The sequence below is a fragment of the Shewanella sp. SM23 genome, assembly GCF_025654295.1.
GTDB classification, from domain to species: Bacteria; Pseudomonadota; Gammaproteobacteria; order Enterobacterales; family Shewanellaceae; genus Shewanella; species Shewanella oncorhynchi.
In genome coordinates, this window is sequence record NZ_JAKKRM010000020.1 from 36772 (window position 1) to 54830 (window position 18059).

Here is an 18059-nt window from a genome sequence, read left to right on the forward strand (position 1 = left end):
TTATTTGTCCTTTACGAGGTAAAAGTAATCCGCCATCTGCTGCATATCAGCCTCGCTCAACAATAGGGCGACTTTAGTCATAGTGGGATCTTGGCGATTTCCCGTCTTAAAGGCTCGAAGCTGCTTCAACAGGTAATCCGAGTTTTGCCATCCAATATTAGGAATATGCTCAAAACGACTCATGCCAGACTCGCCATGGCAGGCCTTACACATGTTCAATAACTTATTAGCCTCATCGGCGTTTACCACAGCTGGTAACATTAATATCAGCACGCTCGCCGGATAGATCACTCGCAGCCACATCCACTGTTCTCATCAGTTAGTCTTCATCCCGACGAGTTCCATCGAACGAAGTAATTAAGATATGCTTAAATTATCCCAATGCGGTTAGTGGTTTAAATTCAATAAAAGTGACTCATAAGCTCAAGAGAAATGACGCGTATTAGCGGATGTAGAAAGGGTAAAATATTCATTAGTCATAGGTGAAATGAGTCCATATAGTAGCTTTGCAGAAACACTCGGCATTTCACTCAAGGACAAACAATGGATCTTTATATTGGCAATAAAAACTACTCTAGCTGGTCACTGCGGGCTTGGTTAATGGCCGCGAAATCTGGCGTGCAGTTCAACGAAGTATTACTGCAACTCGATACCGACAGCTTTTATCAGCAACTCAAAGCCATTTCGCCGACGTTAAAAGTACCGACATTAGTCGATGGCGATATCACGGTATGGGATTCACTCTCGATTTGCGAATACCTCAACGACACCTATCTTGCCGGTAGTGCATGGCCGCAAGATCCTAAACAAAAAGCCAAAGCCAGATCGATTGCCAGTGAAATGCATTCTGGCTTTAATGCCGTGCGTAACGCTCTACCAATGAACATACGCGCGAGCCGTTATGTTGAGCTCACTGATGCGGTCCGCAAAGACATTGAGCGCATCGATGCAATTTGGTCAGCACAAATGGCCGAGTTTGCCCCATCACATGCTGAAGGTACTTGGTTATTTGGCCAATGGTCGATTGCCGACATGATGTTTGCGCCTGTGGTCATGCGCTTTCTCACCTACGGTGTTGAAGTCTCGCAGGCAAGCAGTGCCTATATGCAGCATGTGATCAGCTGTCCGGAAATGCAGGCGTGGATGAGTGCGGCTAAAGCTGAGACTGAAATTGTTGCAGCGGATGAAGCGGGTATTGATCGATAGAAGAGATAAATCATAGAGATAAAAAGGGAAAGCCTTGGCTTTCCCTTAATCATTCACATACTAATGCGAGTCACTTAACGCGCATTACACGTCTAATATTATACATCTAGCACTATACGTCTAAGTTAGCCACGTTCAATGCGTTCGCTTCGATGAACTCACGACGAGGTTCAACTTGATCACCCATCAAACAAGTGAACAACTGATCGGCACCCACGGCGTCATCAATCGTGACTTGCAACATACGGCGTGATTCAGGATCCATTGTAGTTTCCCACAATTGCTCAGGGTTCATCTCACCCAATCCTTTATAACGTTGAATGTATAAGCCGCGTTTGGCTTCAGAAATCGTCCAATCTAGCGCTTCAAGGAAGCTACCGACTTCTTTAACACGTTCGCCGCGTTGTACATAGCCGCCTTCTTCAATCATGCCATCCAAGGCCGCACCTAACTTACCGATACGTTGATAATCGCTTGATTGGAAGAAGTCATAAGTAAACAGATAGTTAGTATCGATACCGTGTTTACGAATGGTGATCTTAGGCAGATACACTTTACGCTCAGGATCGAGAATCGGCTCAGCAGAATACAGTACGCCGCTGCTTTCCATTTCCACCAGCTCATGGATAAAGGCATCGATCCACTCTTTCATCTTGCCTTCATCGGCCAACATATCGTTGGTGATCATTGGATGGTAAAGCATACGGTTAGTAATGTGTGTCGGATAACGTTGCTCTAAACGGGCAACAATGGCTTCCACTTCACGATACTGAGTCACTAAACGCTCTAACGGCTCACCTGACATACCAATCGCACCTTGCGTTGGGTACACAACAGTGCCATCCAATGCTTGAGTCGTGAGATATTGAGTCAATGCTGGCTCGTCTTTCAAATACTGTTCTTGCTTGCCCTTTTTCACTTTAAATAGTGGTGGCTGAGCAATATACACATAACCACGTTCAATCAATTCAGGCATTTGACGGAAGAAGAAGGTCAACAGCAAGGTACGAATGTGCGAGCCGTCGACGTCAGCATCCGTCATGATGATGATGTTGTGATAACGAGTTTTATCTGGGTTATATTCGTCGCGACCAATACCACAGCCAAGCGCCGTGATCAGTGTGGCCACTTCTTGAGAAGACAACATCTTATCGAAGCGGGCTTTCTCAACGTTTAGAATTTTACCTTTCAATGGCAGAATCGCTTGGTTCTTACGGTTACGTCCCTGCTTAGCGCTACCGCCAGCAGAGTCACCTTCCACTATGTAAATTTCTGAAAGACCAGGATCTTTTTCTTGGCAATCGGCCAGCTTACCTGGCAAACCACCTAAATCGAGTGCGCCTTTACGACGGGTCATTTCACGGGCTTTACGCGCCGCTTCACGGGCACGGGCTGCATCGACAATCTTACCGACAATCAACTTCGCATCGGCTGGGTTTTCCAGCAGATAATCGTTCAGCTTCTCACCCATGGTTTGTTCAACCGCGGTTTTCACTTCACTAGAAACCAGTTTATCTTTGGTTTGCGAGCTGAACTTAGGATCAGGCACTTTAACAGAGATAACGGCAGTCAAACCTTCACGGGCATCGTCGCCAGTCGCGCTAGTTTTGCCTTTCTTGTTATAGCCTTCGTTTTCCATGTAGCTGTTGAGGTTACGTGTCAACGCACTACGGAAACCGACTAAGTGAGTACCACCATCACGCTGTGGAATGTTGTTGGTAAAACAGAAAATATTTTCTTGATAACCGTCATTCCACTGCATAGCCACTTCAACGGTAATGCCATCTTCACGCTCTTGCATAAAGTGGAATACGTCTTTGTTGACGGGGGTTTTATTACGGTTCAAATAATCTACGAACGCGCTAATACCGCCTTCGTATTTAAAGAATTCATTCTTGTTGTCACGTTCATCAACCAGACGAATACCTACGCCTGAGTTAAGGAATGACAGTTCGCGCACGCGTTTTGCCAGAATTTCAAAGTGAAACTCAACATCGCTAAAGGTATCTTCACTTGGCCAAAAACGGATTTCGGTACCGGTTTTAGTCGCATCACCAATCTCTTTGATTGGCGCATCAGGCACACCGTGAGTATAAAACTGCTCGTACACTTTGCCTGCACGACGAATAGTCATTTGCAGCTTTTTAGATAAAGCGTTTACAACCGATACACCCACACCGTGGAGACCGCCAGACACTTTATAGGAGTTATCGTCGAACTTACCGCCGGCATGCAATACCGTCATGATAACTTCTGCTGCCGATACGCCTTCTTCCTCATGGATAGAGACCGGAATACCACGGCCGTCATCCTTAACAGAAACCGAACCATCGACATGGATAGTAATGGTAATATCGCTGCAGTGGCCGGCTAAGGCTTCATCGATAGAGTTATCGACTACTTCGAACACCATATGATGTAGACCCGTACCGTCGTCGGTGTCACCAATATACATCCCAGGTCTCTTACGTACTGCATCAAGGCCCTTAAGGACCTTAATACTCGAAGAATCGTAACTATTCTCTGACATATTATTCTCTCAATGGTTATTCAATTACCGTTACACGTCCCTGTTCCACATGAAACATCCTACTGGGAGGCGTGTGTAACGAATCGACTATTGCAGCAGGATCGATGGCGGTCACAAAAACTTGTGCTCCGGTATCCGTTAACTGCTTAAGCAATAGCTGCCTATGCTGTGCATCCAACTCGGACGGAAGATCATCCACAAGATAAATACTGTGTTTATCTATTTGTTGTTTGAGCAACTTTCCCTGTGCAATACGCAGTGCACAGACTAATAATTTTAATTGACCACGGGACAGGGCATCCTGCGCCGGCAAAGTGCCTACACGAAGTCTAAGGTCAGCTTTATGGGGACCGCTGACGGTATGACCTGTGGCCAAATCTCTGGAATATTGGTTTTCGAGTAGTTCTGCAAAATCCGTTTTACTATCCCAGCCGCGCGTAAATGAAACCTTCACATCTACACTCGGTAAAAACTCCCCGATTATACCCTTAAGTAGCTCATTTAACGAGTCTACATAATGGTTTCGTATTTCTGTAACCTGCTCGGCATAACGCACAAACTCTTGGTCCCAAAATTGAATATTACTGTAGGCTGAGCCATTTCTAAGTAATTGATTTCTTTGTTTAAGAACGCGGCGAACATTCGTCCAAGCGCCATAAAACTGTGGGTCAGCATGAAATGCGCCCCAATCGATAAATTGTCGGCGGGATTTTGGACCTTCAAACAGTAAAGAAAAGCTTTCAGGCGTGATCACTTGAATAGGTAAGGTTTCGGCTAATGTCGACAGACGTTTGACTTTTTCGCCGTCGATTCTCACTTCAGTCTCACCACTACGAAATCGGCGCAAACCGATTTTGCTGTCACCGCGCGCTAAATTTAAGGTCGCAAAGAGTGTTAACTTATCGTCATCGTTATTAATCACTCGTTGGGATAAATGGCTGCGAAACGAACGTCCCATACCGAGGAAATAAATCGCCTCAAGAATACTGGTTTTGCCGCTGCCATTTTGGCCATAAATCAAGTTAATCCCAGGTGCAGGGATTAACTGTGCGGACTGAATGTTGCGAAACGCTTCGATATTAAGACGGGTCAGGCTCATGCATTACTCATTAAGCCGCGTAAACGGCGAAGGCAAGGATTCATAACACTTAACAGGCTAAGGCTATCGGTAAATGAGTGAAGGAATGGCCAATGCTGCGTATTAAACACTATGCCGCCGTTAAGCGGCATAGACATCGAAGACAGAGGTACAAACACGGGTAAGGTAAAAATCGATAGTTTATAAGCGCATCGGCATAACCACATACATGGAATCTTCTTCCAAATGGTTTTCGATTAGGGCGCTGGAGTTACCATCAATGAGCGTGATACGCACATCATCGGACTTAAGGTTGTTGAGCACGTCGAGTAAATAACTGACGTTAAAACCAATTTCTAAGGCTTGGTTGTTGTATTCCACATCGATGATCTCTTCCGCTTCTTCCTGTTCAGGATTGTTAGCGGTGATCTTGAGCAGACCATTTTCGAGTTGAATACGCACACCACGGAATTTTTCGTTCGATAAAATCGATGCGCGGGTCAGCGCTTGCTTCAGGTGATTACGACTCGCAATCACTATTTTATCACCGCCCTTTGGCAATACACGGCGATAATCAGGGAAGCGGCCATCGACTAATTTGCTGGTAAATACAGTGTTAGCCGTAGTGGCACGAATGGCATTATCACCAATGGCAATCGCGATATCAAGATCATCCGACTCCAATAAACGCGCCATTTCCATTACGCCTTTGCGTGGAACAATGACTTGTTTTTCAGGTAATTGTGCTTCAATCGTACGGTGACTTAAGGCTAAACGGTGGCCGTCGGTCGCAATAGCGCGCAACACATTACCTTCAGTTTCAAACAATAAACCGTTGAGGTAATAACGCACATCTTGGTTAGCCATAGAAAATTGCGTTGAGTCGATAATCGACTTCAATACGCCCTGCTTCAAGCTAAATTCAATCTCAGCTTGGAAGGCTTCAACGTTGGGATATTCTTCTGCGGGCAACGTCGCTAAGGAAAAACGGCTACGGCCTGAACGCAGCAACCATTTATTATCTTGTTGTTCGACTTTCAGTTCGCTTTGTTCTGGCAAAGACTTAACAATATCGAGCAGCTTTTTAGCCGGAACCGTAGTACGACCTTCTTCGATATCACCGTGAACCACAACTTGGCCCACGAGTTCGACTTCTAAATCTGTTCCGGTCAGCTTAAGTGAGTGACCACTTACTTCTACAAGGAGGTTAGACAAAATGGGCAAATTATGGCGTCTTTCTACCGCACCACACACCAATTGCAACGGCTTTAATAGGGCATCCCTATCAATTGAGAATTTCATAGTGTCCAAATTCCTTGTTTTAAGAAGATAAGGTTCTAATCAAATTAGCATAATCTTCTTTAATGTCGTGGCTCTCTTCCCGTAGCTGAGCAATCTTACGACAGGCATGCAACACTGTGGTGTGATCTCGACCACCAAAAGCATCACCAATTTCCGGCAAGCTTTGGTTAGTTAATTCTTTGGATAACGCCATTGCCACTTGCCTTGGGCGCGCGACACTGCGTGAACGACGCTTAGACAACATATCAGCCATCTTGATCTTGTAGTATTCAGCTACGGTTTTCTGAATATTGTCTATAGTGACTAATTTTTCTTGAAGTGCCAAGAGGTCACGTAAGGCTTCACGAACAAAATCAATGGTAATTGGCCGACCCGTGAAGTTTGCGTTGGCGATAACGCGGTTTAACGCCCCTTCTAGCTCACGCACGTTTGAGCGTAAACGCTTAGCAATAAAGAAAGCCACTTCATCGGGTAAATTAATGCCGCTCTCTTGAGCTTTACGCATCAAAATCGCCACGCGGGTTTCTAACTCTGGTGGCTCAATCGCCACAGTTAAACCCCAACCGAAACGCGATTTCAATCTGTCTTCAACACCGTCGATCTCTTTTGGATAACGATCTGAAGTCAAAATAATTTGGTGATTCCCTTCAAGCAACGCATTGAAGGTATGGAAGAATTCTTCTTGGGATCTGTCTTTATTGGCAAAAAATTGAATATCATCGATAAACAAGGCATCGACGCTACGGTAATAACGTTTAAATTCTTCGATCGCGTTGTTTTGCAGCGCTTTAACCATGTCCTGAACAAAACGCTCGGAATGCATGTAAACCACTTTGGCATTCGGATTATTTTTAATGATCCCATTACCTACAGCGTGCAACAAGTGAGTCTTACCTAGACCTGTTCCGCCATATAAAAATAGTGGATTATAAGCACCACCCGGATTTTCAGCCACTTGTAACGCCGCAGCCTTACCTAATTGGTTAGACTTACCTTCTACGAAGTTATCAAACTGGTAGCTAGGATTGATGTTACTGCGGTGATTCGCGTTCGCCATAGGCTCGGCTTGGACATTAAACGTCGTGCCTACCGTCGCTTTCGTTTGGGTATTGGGTGCTCGAGTTGGCGCAATCGGTGCCGGTACACTTGGCTTTTTCGCCGAAGGACGACTACCGATATCGAAACGCAATTTAGGCGCGTCGCTACCCATTTGCTCAGTAAAGAACTGATTAATGATATTGATGTACTTATCTCTGACCCAATCAAGCACGAAGCGGTTGGGCGCATAAAGCACCAGAGTATCTCCATCCATTTCGGCTTGTAACGGTCTGATCCACATACTGAACTGCTGAGCAGAAAGCTCATCTTGCAGTCGTCCGATACATTGTTGCCAAAGTGAAACAGCCACTTAGTTATCCCCAAAAGATCATCAAAAAAGAGGTGTATTCTATAGCGAGATCTCAAGGATCGCTATCCTTAAAAAATATTTATCCCCAGCGAGATCATTCTATGTGGATATCCTCGATCATCAAAGATCCAAAACGATCCTTTTATTCAGCACTAACCGCAAATCCTGCTTTATTAAGCGATCCACATTGATCTATAATGGCGCCCCTTCGATCGGCTCGAAGATCCCCTGCACTACTACATGTAGTGTCCGTGCACAGAGTTATCCACATCTTATGGTGTATTCTGGGGATTGATCTAAGGATACGCTGGCAGAAATAAAGCACTTACTTACTTTCGTTGTTGACGTGACTAAGTATTGTGATTACAATTCGGCCTCTTTTTTGCCCTTACCTCTATCCTAGAGATAAGGATATGTTCACTAATAACAAAGACGGATTGCCATCATGAGTAAACGTACTTTTCAACCTAGCAACCTGAAGCGCAAGCGTTCTCACGGCTTCCGCGCTCGTATGGCTACTGTAGGCGGCCGTAAGGTGCTTGCACGTCGTCGTGCGAAAGGTCGCGCTCGTTTATCTGCTTAATAAGTGGGTAACTAGTTGACTAGCTATACCTTTTCGCGGGAGTTACGTTTGTTAACTCCCGCGCAATTTAAATCTGTATTTTCCAATCCCATCAAAGCATCTTCTGCTGAAATTACCTTGCTCGCTATTCCTAACACGGAACAACATCCGCGTATGGGCCTTACTGTTGCTAAACGCTATGTAAAACGCGCCAATCAACGTAACCGTATTAAGCGCGTGATCAGAGATAGTTTTCGCTTAAATCAACACGACATTCCTCATCTTGATATTGTTGTGCTTGTCAGAAATGGCGTGATGGAAATGGAAAACGCTGAAATCAACAAATTGATAGAAAAGCTATGGCGCAAACTCAGTCGCCGCTACAATGGCTAGCGACCACGTTAATTCGTGGCTATCAAGTATTCATAAGCCCTATACTGGGCCCTCGATGCCGTTTCAATCCCACCTGCTCTCACTACGCTATTGAAGCAATAAAAGTGCATGGAACCGCGAAAGGTTGTTGGTTTGCATTGAAACGCATATTAAAATGTCACCCTTTACATCCCGGCGGTAGTGATCCCGTCCCCCCTAAAAATGATAGGTGTAATAAATAGGCTATGGAATCTCAACGCAATATATTGCTCATAGGACTACTGTTTGTCAGCTTTTTGCTGTGGCAACAGTGGCAAGCAGACAAAGCTCCTAAACCCGTTGCAACCGAATCGTCCTTAGTGGCGAACGCGGCAAGCTCGCACAGTGCCGATGTTCCAGAAGCTGATACAGGTGTTCCTGCTGCAGCAGTTACTGCAAACAGCAAACTGATTACGGTAAAAACAGATCAGTTAGACATTCAGATCAATCCAGTGGGTGGTGACATCGTTTTTGCTGCGTTAGTTTCGCACAAAAAAGAACTAGAGAAAGATCAACCATTCGTATTGCTTGAGCAAACGAATGATTTCACTTATATCGCTCAAAGTGGCCTAATTGGTCGCGATGGTATTGATAGCAGCGCAAAAGGCCGTGCCGCATTTAGCACAACGGCAACTGAATATACCTTAGCCGAAGGCCAAGATACCTTAGAAGTACCGTTAACTTATATCGCTGACAATGGTGTGACTTACACTAAAGTGTTCGTATTCCATCGCGGTAAGTTCAACATAGATGTTGACTATAAAATCAACAACACTTCAGCAGCACCACTGCAAGTTCAAATGTACGGTCAGATTAAACAAACGATCAAGCCATCTGAAAGCAGCATGATGATGCCTACCTATCGTGGTGGTGCGTTCTCAACGAATGATGTGCGCTATGAAAAATACAACTTTGACGACATGGCCAAAAGTAACCTGAACCAAGCCACTTTAGGCGGTTGGGCAGCCATGTTACAACACTATTTCGTTTCAGCTTGGGTGCCACCCGCAACTGACAGTAACACCATTTTTTCTAGTGTCAGTGCTGGCGGTCTAGCTAATATTGGTTTCCGCGGCGCGGTATACGATATTGCACCTGGTGCCAGCCAAGAAATTAGCTCACAGTTCTATGTAGGTCCTAAGGATCAAGCGGCACTGTCAGCGATTTCTGAAACCTTAAACCTAGTGGTCGATTACGGTTTCTTATGGTGGTTAGCGGTTCCTATTCACTGGCTATTGATGTTCTATCAATCATTCGTCGGTAACTGGGGTGTGGCAATTATTCTAATCACGTTAACCGTTCGTGGTTTACTGTTCCCGCTGACAAAAGCACAGTACACCTCAATGGCGAAGATGCGTAATCTGCAACCTAAGCTGACAGATTTAAAAGAACGCTTTGGTGATGACCGTCAAAAGATGGGTCAAGCCATGATGGAACTGTATAAGAAAGAAAAAGTTAACCCTATGGGTGGCTGTTTACCTATTATTTTACAGATGCCAATCTTCATTGCTTTATACTGGGTATTGCTAGAAAGCTTCGAATTACGTCATGCACCATTTATGCTGTGGATCCACGATTTATCGGTACAAGATCCTTACTACATACTGCCGCTGCTGATGGGCGTCTCTATGTTTGTAATGCAGAAGATGCAACCAATTGCGCCGACAATGGATCCAATGCAAGTGAAAATGATGCAATGGATGCCAGTAATCTTTACCGTATTCTTCCTGTGGTTCCCATCAGGTCTAGTACTGTACTGGTTAGTAGGTAACATAGTTGCCATCACGCAGCAGAAGATTATTTATGCAGGTCTTGAGAAAAAAGGCTTAAAATAAGCCCTACCTTTAGCAAAGCATAAAGTGAAAATAATACTAAAGGCGGCTTAATTAGCCGCCTTTTCCTTTACATGATTTGGTAGATATTAGTTTGGTGGGTATTTCCGTGACAACTGACACTATCGTGGCTCAAGCCACCGCGCCCGGACGTGGCGGCGTTGGCATCATCCGAATTTCAGGCAACAAGGCCAGTGATGTCGCTATGGCCGTATTGGGTCATCTTCCTAAAACGAGATATGCCGATTATTGCGACTTTAAAAGTGCAACAGGCCAAGTAATCGACCAAGGCATAGCGCTGTTTTTTAAAGGACCCAATTCCTTTACCGGCGAAGATGTATTGGAACTTCAAGGCCACGGCGGCCAAATCGTTCTAGACATGCTGATCAAACGTGTAATGGAAGTCGGTGGTATTCGAATAGCCAAACCCGGTGAGTTCAGCGAACAAGCCTTTATGAACGACAAGCTAGACTTAACCCAAGCCGAAGCGATTGCCGATCTTATCGATGCCACCAGTGAGCAAGCGGCTAAAAGCGCGCTGCAATCACTCCAGGGTGAATTTTCTAAGGAAGTCCATGAGCTGGTGGATCAAGTCACTAACCTACGTTTATATGTAGAAGCTGCGATTGATTTCCCCGATGAAGAAGTCGACTTTTTAAGTGATGGTAAAATTGCCAATGCACTCTACAAAATCATCGACAAACTTGACCTAGTGCAAGCCAGTGCTAAACAAGGTTCTATCATCCGCGAAGGCATGAAAGTCGTGATCGCGGGTCGTCCTAACGCCGGAAAATCCAGCTTATTAAACGCTTTAGCCGGTAAAGAATCGGCTATCGTTACCGAAATTGCCGGTACAACAAGGGATGTATTACGCGAGCACATCCACTTAGATGGCATGCCACTGCACATTATCGATACCGCAGGTCTACGTGATACGACAGATACCGTTGAACAAATTGGTATAGAACGCGCTTGGAATGAAATAAACAGTGCCGATCGGGTGTTATTTATGGTTGATGGCACCACCACAGCCGCCGTTAATCCCCATGATATTTGGCCTGACTTTGTCGATCGCCTGCCCTCAAATTTAGGTGTGACAGTGATCCGCAATAAAGCCGATCTCACTGGCGAAGACTTAATGATGACAGAGGAACAAGGTTATAGTGTTTACCGGATCTCGGCGAAAACAGGCTTAGGTGTTGAACAGTTAAAGCAGCATTTAAAATCACTCATGGGCTACCAGAGTAACCTCGAAGGTGGCTTTATCGCCCGGCGTCGTCACTTAGAAGCCCTTGAACTCGCCGCAAACCATCTGCAATTGGGTAAAGAACAATTAGAAGTATATCTAGCAGGAGAACTGCTGGCAGAAGAGTTACGCATGTGCCAATTAGCACTATCAGAAATCACTGGCCGCTTCACCTCAGATGATCTCTTAGGCAAAATTTTTAGCTCTTTCTGTATTGGAAAATAACTAACCTTAATATTATTTTCATATAAATCAGCCCATACGATATGGGCTGATTTTTTATCTACAACCGAATATTTCCACCCATCCTCATGATTCGACGTGGCGGTAATGATCTTGCATTTGATAGGATCTTGCATAAAGCGCAAACATCAATGCCGCCAAGATGGCAAAACCTGCGAAGAAAAACATCTGAAATGCGGTAATGCTGATCCCCGTCTGGGCAATTTGTTCGGTCACAGCCGGACTTTTCACACTGACGTTCGCCAGTAACACCCATAAGTTACCGACGGTCACTGATAAGGTCCAAAAACTCATGATAGTGCCTTTCATGGCTTTAGGCGCTTGGCTGTAGGCAAACTCTAGCCCAGTGGCAGAGACTAATACTTCACCAAAGGTGAGCAAAGCATAGGGCACAATCTGCCAAAAGATTGATAATACCGAGCCGCCATCCATCACCAATTGAATGCTACCAACGACTATCCAACTCACGCCCGTGATGGCAATCCCTGCCCCCATTTTACGCAAAGCAGTTAACTTTATACCCATGCGCTCAATCGCCGGATATAACACAAAGTTATTAAATGGGATCAGTAACATAACTAATAATGGGTTTAAAGCTTGCATCATAGCGGGTTCAAACCATTCCGGTTTAGACATGTCATTGGCTTGCAATATCCAAGTGGACGCTTTCTGATCGAACAAAGACCAAAAAGGAGTCACTAACGCAAATAAGATTAAGATCCGTAGTACTGAACGCACCCCATCAACGGCGATATCCGGATGGATCCCCCTAGCGCGTTCGAGTTGCAATGAAGCCCCAGCGCCAACAAATCCCATCACTAGCACTAACGCACAACACAAACCAGCAACGATACCTAAGGTTGGAATATTCACTAAGGCATACGCTGCAGAAATTATCCCAACTAAAGCTAACACTAAACCTATGTTGGCTTGACCAGCGATTTTAGTGAGCAATGCGGTACGAATAACGGGTAAAAAACCATGGGGATTTTTCGGCTCGGGTGGCATATGCACATAACGTTTTCGACCTAACCAGAAGAACACAGTTGCAATAAACATTAAGACACCAGGGATCCCAAATGCGACCGCAGCACCATAATATTTCAATAGTAATGGCATAGATAACGAGGCAAAGAAGGAGCCAAAGTTAATCGTAAAATAAAACAGATCAAACGCTTTCTGCGCCAATGTTTTATTGGTTTGATCAAATTGATCTCCCATAAAGGAAGAAACCAAGGGCTTAATCCCACCCGATCCGAGCGCAATTAAAAATAATCCCGTATAAAACCCTTGAATACTGTGTTCAAAAATAGCGAGAAATGCATGGCCAACACAATAAATTAAACTTAACCATAAGATAGTATTGTATTTACCGAAAAAACGATCGGCAATCCAACCACCGAGTAACGGGAAAAAATACACTCCAATGACAAAGGAATGGAACACATCCTTAGCCATAGTTCCGCGCAGTTCTTCTGGAATAGACAACAAAAGTGCTGTCATCAAGAATGGGGTAAGAATATTCCGCATACCGTAAAAGCTAAAACGTTCACAAGCTTCACTGGCTATGATGTAAGGAATTTGCCGTGGCCACTGGGGCGCATTTACGGGTGTTGTCATGGACCATCCTATTATAATTATTTGATTTTAAATGAAATTAACTTTTTAAATATATTAATTATGTATCAAGAAGCTAAAGGTAACATGTAAGCGAAACCAACCTTATATAAAGGATGCAAAAACTGCAAAAATCACGTATTGCTTCTGTGGTCCTATCCACATTTCCTTTATGATGAACATAATAATAGCCATTCAGCTATCTATTTAATTGAAATTAGTTTTAAAAACAACAACACACTGAGAAATCATAATGGCAAAGATTGAAGTAATCGTTGGTACAACATTGGGCAGTGCAGAGTATGTTGCCGACGAAATGATGGCCCAATTAACGGAGCAAGGACACCAAGTTCAAGTTCATTTAACCCCAACATTGTGCGAAATAGACACCCATGCACTGTGGATTATCGTGTCATCAACTCATGGAGCTGGTGATCTTCCAGATAATATTCAGCCTTTTTTCAACGAAATTACCGAGCAAAAACCGGATCTCAGCCAAGTAAACTTTGCCTTATGTGCAATTGGTGACTCAAGTTACGATACCTTTTGCCAAGGCCCAGAAAAATTAATTTCGGCCATTCAAGACTGCGATGCAAAAGCCTTTGTGGATAAGATCCAGATCGATGTACAGCTTGATCCTGTGCCGGAAGACCCAGCCCTTGCATGGTTAGCACAATGGCAACAGGACATTTAAGATCGCTTATTGGATAAGGTCCCGATCTATGTACAGTTTAGATCCTATTTATCCACAATTTACTTATTTAAAGTATAAACATGTGGATAAGCTATTATTTAGATCTGATTAACCTCTGTACTATTCACAGTCCGATCTGCTTAATGATCCGCCTTGTGGATAAGTAGGCGATCTATCCCCATGTTTAATGACATTAGATCGCGATCAGATCACAGGATCAAGATCGCGCTAATTAATGATTTATATAATGAATTTGGGTTATGCACAGAAAAACGCGATCCTAATAGTAAACATAATAAGAAGATCTATATAAAGATCTTAAGATCTATTAGTCCGGATCATCTCGATCGAACAGCGTAAAATGATCATTCACCTAAGACGAAGCAAATGCTAAAATGCTCGGCTCGTACTGAGTCTCTTAGCAATTGAAGGTAGTGGCATGCATTTTCATGAACGGTTTGATGTTATTGTTGTTGGTGGTGGTCATGCCGGAACTGAAGCCGCGTTGGCAGCAGCAAGAATGGGATCAAAAACATTATTACTAACGCACAATATCGATACGTTAGGACAAATGTCATGTAATCCAGCGATCGGTGGCATAGGCAAAGGCCATTTAGTGAAAGAAATTGACGCCTTAGGTGGTGCAATGGCAATCGCAACCGATTATGCAGGGATCCAATTTAGAACCTTAAATTCAAGTAAAGGCCCAGCAGTACGAGCAACACGTGCACAAGCTGACCGTGCACTGTATCGTCAAAAAATCCAAAATATATTACAAAACCAACCTAACTTACGTATTTTCCAACAAGCCGTAGATGACTTAATTGTTGAAAATCATCAAGTAGTTGGTGTAGTTACCCAAATGGGTTTAGCTTTTGAATCTCCAGCTGTTGTATTAACAACAGGTACATTCTTAAGCGGCAAAATTCATATAGGCTTAGAAAACTACAGCGGTGGTCGTGCAGGCGATCCACCAGCGATTGCTTTAGCAAATCGATTACGTGAATTACCGATCCGAGTCGGACGTTTAAAAACAGGTACACCGCCACGTATCGATGCAAACACGATCGATTTTTCTCTAATGGCTGAACAGAAAGGCGATTCTCCGTTACCTGTCATGTCATTTATGGGGGATGTCAGTCATCATCCAAAACAAATATCTTGCTGGATCACTCACACCAATGAAAAAACCCATGAAATTATTCGTGGTGGTTTAGACAGAAGCCCTATGTATTCAGGCGTCATCGAAGGTATTGGTCCACGTTATTGTCCATCGATTGAAGACAAGATCCACCGCTTTGCGGATAAATCTTCGCATCAGATCTTCATCGAACCAGAAGGTTTAAATACCAATGAGATCTATCCTAACGGGATCTCTACTAGCTTACCTTTTGATGTACAGTTGAATTTAGTACGTTCGATCAAAGGCATGGAAAACGCAGAAATCATGCGTCCAGGTTATGCGATAGAATATGATTATTTCGATCCGAGAGATCTGAAAAACTCATTAGAAACCAAAGCGATCAACGGTTTATTCTTTGCAGGCCAAATAAACGGCACTACAGGTTATGAAGAAGCTGGTGCTCAAGGTTTATTAGCAGGCATGAATGCCTCACTGCAAGTACAAGGCAAAGAAGCCTGGTGTCCACGCCGTGACGAAGCATATCTTGGAGTACTAGTTGACGATTTATCAACTCTGGGTACCAAAGAACCATATCGCATGTTTACTAGCCGTGCCGAATACCGTTTGTTACTCCGTGAAGATAATGCTGATATTCGCTTAACGGCAAAAGGTCGCGAATTAGGTTTAGTTGACGATACTCGCTGGGCGGCATTTAGTGAGAAGTTAGAATCGATCGAACTTGAGTTACAACGTTTGCGCGCCCAATGGGTGCATCCAAATTCACCTTTGATCCATGCGTTAAATCCACACTTGAATACGCCGATCTCTCGCGAAGCATCATTTGAAGAATTACTGCGTCGTCCAGAAATGGATTACAGCAAGTTGATGCAGATCGAAGGTTTTGGTCCTGGGCTTGAAGATCCACAGGCGGCTGAGCAAGTTCAGATCCAAGTTAAGTATTCTGGTTATATTCAACGTCAGCAGGAAGAGATCAACAAAGCTGTGCGTAATGAGAACACTGGTTTACCTTTGACGCTCGATTATAAAGAAGTACCGGGCTTATCGAACGAGGTGATTGCTAAGTTAAATAACCATAAACCAGAAACCATAGGCCAAGCCTCACGGATCTCTGGTATTACGCCTGCGGCTATTTCAATTTTGTTGGTTCACCTCAAAAAGCGTGGTTTATTACGTAAGAGTGCGTAAAAGCTAGCTTAATCGCTGCTTAGGTCATAGAAGGGAAGCATTCAGGCTTCCCTTCATCGTTTTCGGGCTTCATAATAGCCTTCACGTTCATAATCGTATCTTTGTTGAGGTTGCTCAGTGTTATCTGCCCAGTTAGAGGCTTATTTAGCCGAAATTAATTTGCCCGCAACCGTCGAGCAGAAAAAACAACTAATTGATTTTGTTGGTATGCTCAACAAATGGAATAAAGCCTATAACCTGACATCGGTGAGAGATCCCGAAGCTATGCTGATCCGTCATATCATGGACAGTTTAGTGGTTTCAAAACACCTGCAAGGTGAACGTTTTATCGATGTAGGCACTGGACCGGGTTTACCTGGGATCCCGTTAGCCATTATGAATCCCGATAAAAAATTTGTGTTATTGGATAGCTTAGGTAAACGTATTCGTTTTCAAAAACAAGTGTCTTTTGAATTAGGCATACATAACATCAGCTCAGTTGAAAGCCGCGTAGAAGCTTATCAACCGGAGGATAAATTCGACGGCGTATTAAGTCGTGCATTTGCCTCAATCCAAGATATGCTGACTTGGTGCCATCATCTCCCCGCTGAACACGGACAGTTTTATGCACTTAAAGGCCAGTTGAATGATGAAGAGATGCAACATATTCCAAGTGGATTTGTGGTGAAAGAAGTTATCGAGCTTAAGGTGCCTAAACTCGATGAAAAAAGACATTTATTGAAGATAATCAAAGGATAACAGGCTTAAAAGTGATAAATAAATCATTTATAAGCAAGGGCAATAAACCAGCATTTACATACAGGGTGATATTGTGGGTAAAGTGATTGCCGTGGCTAACCAGAAAGGTGGCGTAGGAAAAACAACTACTTGCGTTAACCTCGCCGCTTCGTTAGCAGCAACAAAACGTAAAGTATTATTGATCGATCTCGATCCTCAAGGTAATGCCACCATGGGGAGCGGTGTCGATAAGTATGACGTAGCTAATACAGCCTATGAATTATTGGTTGAAGAAAAATCCTTCGACGAGATCGTCATTAAAAACACTGCGGGTAAGTATGATCTGATCGCCAGTAATGGCGATGTCACTGCGGCAGAAATCAAATTGATGGAGTTTTTTGCCCGAGAGATCCGTTTGCGTAACGCGCTCGCACCGATCAAAGATCAATATGATTATATCTTTATCGACTGCCCTCCTTCATTGAACATGTTGACCGTAAACGCTATGTCTGCGGCCGACTCTGTACTCGTGCCTATGCAGTGTGAATATTATGCCCTCGAAGGCTTAACTGCGCTGATTGATACCATCACTAAGCTTGCTGCTATGGTTAATCCTGGACTTGGCATCGAAGGCATTTTACGTACTATGTATGATCCGCGTAATCGTTTGTCTAATGATGTGTCCGATCAGCTAAAACAACATTTTGGTGACAAAGTCTATCGTACCGTTATCCCACGTAATGTGAGGCTAGCAGAAGCACCAAGTTTTGGAGCGCCTGCTATGTATTACGATAAATCGAGTGCTGGCGCTAAGGCGTATCTAGCGCTTGCGGGTGAAATGATCCGTCGTTCAGAACAACAAACTCAGGCTAAGCAAGCGTAAA

16 protein-coding genes are annotated in these 18059 nt (G+C 44.0%); 10 read left to right on the forward strand and 6 right to left on the reverse strand.

Annotation, left to right across the window (positions count from 1 at the left end; all coding sequences use genetic code 11):
• The gene (locus tag L5L98_RS19125) at nt 1-303 is read right to left on the reverse strand and encodes a c-type cytochrome (RefSeq protein ID WP_263142875.1); all 303 of its coding nucleotides are present in this window, start codon (nt 301-303) and stop codon (nt 1-3) included.
• A 240-nt stretch (nt 304-543) separates the two neighbouring features.
• Here L5L98_RS19125 and L5L98_RS19130 point away from each other — a divergent pair, with 240 nt between their 5' ends.
• The gene (locus tag L5L98_RS19130; RefSeq protein ID WP_071939869.1) at nt 544-1206 is read left to right on the forward strand and encodes a glutathione S-transferase family protein; all 663 of its coding nucleotides are present in this window, start codon (nt 544-546) and stop codon (nt 1204-1206) included.
• A gap of 112 nt (nt 1207-1318) precedes the next feature.
• Here the strand turns inward: L5L98_RS19130 and gyrB are convergent, their stop codons facing one another.
• From gyrB to dnaA, 4 genes are all read right to left on the reverse strand, one after another.
• The gene (gene gyrB, locus L5L98_RS19135; protein ID WP_071939868.1) at nt 1319-3736 is read right to left on the reverse strand and encodes a DNA topoisomerase (ATP-hydrolyzing) subunit B; all 2418 of its coding nucleotides are present in this window, start codon (nt 3734-3736) and stop codon (nt 1319-1321) included.
• 16 nt (nt 3737-3752) lie between these two features.
• On the reverse strand, nt 3753-4835 hold the full coding sequence (gene recF, locus L5L98_RS19140) for a DNA replication/repair protein RecF (protein WP_011845334.1): 1083 nt from the start codon (nt 4833-4835) through the stop codon (nt 3753-3755).
• Nucleotides 4836-5015: 180 nt separating this feature from the next.
• Nucleotides 5016-6116 carry a DNA polymerase III subunit beta gene (gene dnaN / locus L5L98_RS19145; RefSeq protein WP_006083825.1) on the reverse strand — a complete coding sequence of 367 codons (1101 nt, stop codon included), beginning with the start codon at nt 6114-6116 and terminating at the stop codon, nt 5016-5018.
• Between the two features lie 19 nt (nt 6117-6135).
• Nucleotides 6136-7524 carry a chromosomal replication initiator protein DnaA gene (gene dnaA / locus L5L98_RS19150; RefSeq protein ID WP_113941415.1) on the reverse strand — a complete coding sequence of 463 codons (1389 nt, stop codon included), beginning with the start codon at nt 7522-7524 and terminating at the stop codon, nt 6136-6138.
• 445 nt (nt 7525-7969) lie between these two features.
• Here dnaA and rpmH point away from each other — a divergent pair, with 445 nt between their 5' ends.
• The 5 genes from rpmH to mnmE all read left to right on the forward strand — a co-directional run bounded on the left by rpmH (nt 7970) and on the right by mnmE (nt 11800).
• Complete coding sequence (gene rpmH, locus L5L98_RS19155) at nt 7970-8107, forward strand: 50S ribosomal protein L34 (RefSeq protein WP_006083827.1); 138 nt, start codon at nt 7970-7972, stop codon at nt 8105-8107.
• A gap of 15 nt (nt 8108-8122) precedes the next feature.
• Complete coding sequence (gene rnpA / locus L5L98_RS19160) at nt 8123-8479, forward strand: ribonuclease P protein component (protein WP_105250802.1); 357 nt, start codon at nt 8123-8125, stop codon at nt 8477-8479.
• The gene (gene yidD, locus L5L98_RS19165) at nt 8446-8700 is read left to right on the forward strand and encodes a membrane protein insertion efficiency factor YidD (RefSeq protein WP_006083829.1); all 255 of its coding nucleotides are present in this window, start codon (nt 8446-8448) and stop codon (nt 8698-8700) included. Before rnpA ends, yidD begins: the two co-directional genes overlap by 34 nt.
• Nucleotides 8701-8703: 3 nt before the next feature.
• Nucleotides 8704-10332 carry a membrane protein insertase YidC gene (gene yidC, locus L5L98_RS19170; protein ID WP_105250801.1) on the forward strand — a complete coding sequence of 543 codons (1629 nt, stop codon included), beginning with the start codon at nt 8704-8706 and terminating at the stop codon, nt 10330-10332.
• Nucleotides 10333-10438: 106 nt separating this feature from the next.
• A complete protein-coding gene (mnmE, locus tag L5L98_RS19175) occupies nt 10439-11800 on the forward strand; it encodes a tRNA uridine-5-carboxymethylaminomethyl(34) synthesis GTPase MnmE (RefSeq protein ID WP_198573711.1) in 1362 nt (453 codons plus the stop codon).
• A gap of 84 nt (nt 11801-11884) precedes the next feature.
• Here mnmE and L5L98_RS19180 read toward each other — a convergent pair whose 3' ends face one another.
• Nucleotides 11885-13438 carry an oligopeptide:H+ symporter gene (locus L5L98_RS19180; protein WP_131524519.1) on the reverse strand — a complete coding sequence of 518 codons (1554 nt, stop codon included), beginning with the start codon at nt 13436-13438 and terminating at the stop codon, nt 11885-11887.
• 250 nt (nt 13439-13688) lie between these two features.
• Here L5L98_RS19180 and mioC point away from each other — a divergent pair, with 250 nt between their 5' ends.
• The 4 genes from mioC to L5L98_RS19200 all read left to right on the forward strand — a co-directional run bounded on the left by mioC (nt 13689) and on the right by L5L98_RS19200 (nt 18058).
• A complete protein-coding gene (gene mioC / locus L5L98_RS19185; RefSeq protein ID WP_105250799.1) occupies nt 13689-14129 on the forward strand; it encodes an FMN-binding protein MioC in 441 nt (146 codons plus the stop codon).
• Nucleotides 14130-14568: 439 nt separating this feature from the next.
• A complete protein-coding gene (mnmG, locus tag L5L98_RS19190; protein ID WP_263142889.1) occupies nt 14569-16458 on the forward strand; it encodes a tRNA uridine-5-carboxymethylaminomethyl(34) synthesis enzyme MnmG in 1890 nt (629 codons plus the stop codon).
• 117 nt (nt 16459-16575) lie between these two features.
• Entirely contained in the window at nt 16576-17196 is a 621-nt protein-coding gene (gene rsmG, locus L5L98_RS19195; RefSeq protein WP_263142890.1) for a 16S rRNA (guanine(527)-N(7))-methyltransferase RsmG, read from the forward strand.
• Nucleotides 17197-17269: 73 nt separating this feature from the next.
• Nucleotides 17270-18058 (forward strand): ParA family protein, encoded by a 789-nt coding sequence (locus L5L98_RS19200; protein ID WP_105250796.1) that lies wholly within the window; start codon nt 17270-17272, stop codon nt 18056-18058.
• Nucleotide 18059: the final 1 nt, after the last annotated feature.